Source organism: uncultured Clostridium sp. (assembly GCF_963527835.1).
Lineage (GTDB): Bacteria > Bacillota > Clostridia > Clostridiales > Clostridiaceae > Clostridium.
The window spans coordinates 1-3,635 of sequence record NZ_CAURTC010000078.1 but is presented as its reverse complement, the minus strand read 5'-3'; the positions used below and the strand labels follow the sequence as shown (position 1 = coordinate 3,635).

Annotated in this window: 4 protein-coding genes; 3 read left to right on the top strand and 1 reads right to left on the bottom strand. The window is 27.3% G+C overall.

Annotation, left to right across the window (positions count from 1 at the left end):
• On the top strand, positions 1–968 hold a 968-nt coding region (locus tag RYM86_RS18450), incomplete at its 5' end, for an amino acid--tRNA ligase-related protein (RefSeq protein ID WP_315082306.1).
• A gap of 65 nt (positions 969–1,033) precedes the next feature.
• On the opposite strand, the gene RYM86_RS18445 is transcribed toward RYM86_RS18450, so the two are convergent.
• Entirely contained in the window at positions 1,034–1,960 is a 927-nt protein-coding gene (locus RYM86_RS18445) for a fused DSP-PTPase phosphatase/NAD kinase-like protein (RefSeq protein WP_315082304.1), read from the bottom strand.
• Positions 1,961–2,238: 278 nt separating this feature from the next.
• Between RYM86_RS18445 and RYM86_RS18440 the strand changes: the two genes are divergently transcribed.
• Together RYM86_RS18440 and RYM86_RS18435 are read left to right on the top strand one after the other, a co-directional pair.
• Positions 2,239–2,559: a rhodanese-like domain-containing protein gene (locus RYM86_RS18440; RefSeq protein ID WP_315082303.1), complete on the top strand. Its 321-nt coding sequence runs from the start codon at positions 2,239–2,241 to the stop codon at positions 2,557–2,559.
• Between the two features lie 128 nt (positions 2,560–2,687).
• The gene (locus tag RYM86_RS18435) at positions 2,688–3,443 is read left to right on the top strand and encodes a metalloregulator ArsR/SmtB family transcription factor (RefSeq protein ID WP_315082301.1); all 756 of its coding nucleotides are present in this window, start codon (positions 2,688–2,690) and stop codon (positions 3,441–3,443) included.
• Positions 3,444–3,635 lie beyond the last annotated feature (192 nt).

Below are 3,635 nucleotides of genomic sequence, written 5' to 3'. Positions count from 1 at the left end.
AGAGAATGACATTTAAAGATGCTATGGAAAAATACGGTTCAGATAAACCAGACTTGAGATTTGGTATGGAAATAACTAATATAACAGAAGACGTTAAAGATATGGATTTTGTTGTATTTAAATCTGCGATAGAAGCTGGTGGAAGCGTTAGAGCACTATGCTTAAAGGGTGGAGCTACACTAGGTAGAAAACCACTTGATAAGCTTGGAGAATTTGTTAAGACTTATAAAGCCAAAGGTCTTGCTTGGATCCAACTTAAAGAAGATGGTGTTAAATCTTCAATAGCTAAATTCTTAACTGATGATGTTACAAATTCAATTATAGAAACTATGGGAGCAGAAACTGGAGATGCTATTTTAATAGTAGCAGATAAAGAATCTGTAGTATTCCAAAGTTTAGGAGCTTTAAGATTAGAGCTTGCTAAACAATTTGAGTTAATAAAAGATAAAAATGAATTTAACTTCACATGGATTACTGAATTCCCACTATTTGAATATAGTGAAGAAGAAGAAAGATATACAGCTTGCCATCATCCATTTACAGCACCAATGGAAGAAGATTTAGAATTCCTTGAATCAGATCCTGGTAAAGTAAGATCTAAGGCATATGACTTAGTATTAAATGGTGAAGAATTAGGTGGAGGTTCTATAAGAATTCATGATATGGAACTTCAACAAAGAATGTTTAAAGCATTAGGATTTACTGAAGAACAAGCATGGGAAAGATTTGGATTCTTATTACAAGCATTTAAATTTGGTCCGCCACCACATGGCGGTTTAGCATTTGGTCTTGATAGAATGATAATGTTCTTAGCAGGAACAGAAAACATCAAAAATGTTATTGCATTCCCTAAAAACCAAAATGCATATTGTTATTTAAGTGAAGCTCCAAATATAGCTGATGAGAAACAATTAACTGAACTTGGAATTGAAATACTTCCAAAACAAGAAAAGCAAGAACAAGAATAATACAAATTTTAAAGGACATCATAATTAATTTTATGATGTCCTTTCTTTATAACATAGGAAATTAATCAATGTTTAGCGGAGTTATTTAACCAAGAACTCCAAGTTGTATCGAAATTGCCATTTATATCTTTACAATAATTATAAAATTTATTTAAAAAATTAATACGATCATTTGATGAAAATTGAGATATTTCTTTTTCATTAAAATTAGCTAAAGCAAATTGTCTTTTTATAATTTCATCAGAAGTAGCATTTTTATAATTTTTCATCATATCGTACATAATCATAAAAGTAGTTGTTCTCCCAAAGCCTGCTTTACAATGAAAGTGTAGCCAATTATCTTTTGAACATTCTTTTACAATATTTATAAAACAGTCTATGATCTCATTTGTAGGTAGCTTTGTATCTGTTACTGGAACTCTTGAATAATTCAGAGAGTAAGCTTTTGTAAGCTGTTTTTCAGATAAAACTTCTTTTGGAACTACACTTATTTCTGGATGATTATAAAAAGTTAATGGAGTATTTAATTTTATACTTTTTAAATCTTTTTTTTCTGTAAATGTTACTGCCGATTTGCTAAGACCTAAGTTAGCGTCATTTTTTTCATTTGCAAAACTAATAGGACATTCATTTACAAATCCATGAGATTCTTGCCTTAAATCAATGATTAATATAGGAAGCTTATTGTCTATAGATTTTGTTAAAATATCTAAATTATCTTTAGAAAATTGTTGGCTTCCAGAGGTGTTTAGAGTTTCTAATCCCTTTAAATTTAAAGAGGACTTGTTTTGTATATTTGTTAGATTAGAAGTAGTTCTAAAATTATTTGGAATTTTATTTGTTCTTAAATTATCAACTATAATGTTTACAGTACTTTTATTAATAGGTTCGTTAAACGCTAAGGCTATATTAAAGTTTAAAAAGAATGAAGAAAAAATAGTAATTAATAATAGCATAGGAATATATAATTTGAGTTTTGCTTTTTTGTACATTAAGAATCACCTCATTTTTATTAGAATTTATTATATAAGCTTAATATGTCTCATAAAAAGAATTTATATTCAAAAGGCAAATATGATTCCATCTATATTTATACCAATAATATTTGGACTTTTTTAAATTTACATAGTATTATTAAGTAATAATAAATTTTGATTAGATAAAATTAATTATAAATATAAAAATACTTAGCTTTGTTTTAAGCAAATATTCATACTAAAATATGATCATTATTTTAAACAAAGCAAAATACTAAGGAGGATTAAGTTTAATGTTTGAAAATACTAATAAGAAAAGAACCACTATAGATGTAAGTGAAATAGATGATTTATTAGGGAAAATAGAATTGATAGATATAAGAGAACCTTTTGAATATAAAGTAGGTAGTATTAAAACATCTAAAAACATACCTATGCATGATTTATTAGATAATGCAGAGGAATATTTGGAAAAAAATAAAGAATATTATTTGATATGTAGATCGGGAGCAAGAACAGCAAGTGTATGTATTGACTTAAGAGAAAAAGGATTTGATGTTATAAATGTTTATGGTGGAATGGTATCTTATGATGGAGAGCAATTAAATGATTAATTAATAAAGATAAGTTATCTCAATTTTAATTTTGAGGTAACTTATTTTATTTATCACTTGAAAAATATTTACAATGGGAATATAATCTAATTAAGCAAATACTTAATTAGATTATATAAGAGGTCTTTATGAATAATTTTATAAATTTATTTAAAGCAATAGCTGATGAAACAAGAGTAAATATATTAATATTATTATCTAAAAAAAATATGTGTGCAAAAGGGATTGCAAAGCACTTAAAAATAAGTGAAGCAGCTGTCTCTCAACATATAAAGATATTAAAAGAATCACAGCTTATAATTGGATATAAAATAGGATATTATATTATTTATGATTTAAATGAAGAGAGAATAAATGATGCTATTAAGTTTTTAAATTTAATAACTGATAGCGATAATATCTCATTAAGCTTAAATTCTAAAGATAAGAATTATAAAGTGGGATCTCTTATGTGTTTATCAAATTGTAAAAACAAAAAATGCTCTAAAAAAGAATTAGTTAAGGAGGAATTGACAATGAAAGTATGTTTTCCAGTAAAATCAAATGAAGGTGTAAACAGCACTCCATATAATCACTTTGGTACAGCACCATTATTTATAATATGTGATACCGAAACAAATGAGGTTAAGTCATTAAACAATGGAGATTTAGGCCATGAACATGGCAAATGTCAACCAATAAAAGCATTATCAGGTGAAGTTGTAGATGCAGTAATAGTAGGTGGAATAGGAAGAGGCGCTATTACAAAACTTAATTCTATGGGAATTAAAGTTTTTAAAGGAATAGAAGGAAATGTTAACGAAAACTTAGAAGCATATAAAAAAGGCGAATTAACAGAATTCCCAGCTAATCATACATGCAGCCATGATGGTTGTGGTCATTAAGAATATTAAAAAATGAATTTGTTTCAGTACAGTGTTGACGTGCTCACAAGAAAAGCTGGGCAGAGTCTAAACTATAAGAGTTTATTTATAGGTTAACTCATAACAAAAAGAGTATTGATAAAATTAATTATTAATACTCTTTTTATTGTGTGCCCAGCATGGGCACGTACTAATCGGTGAAAGTCCGTAATG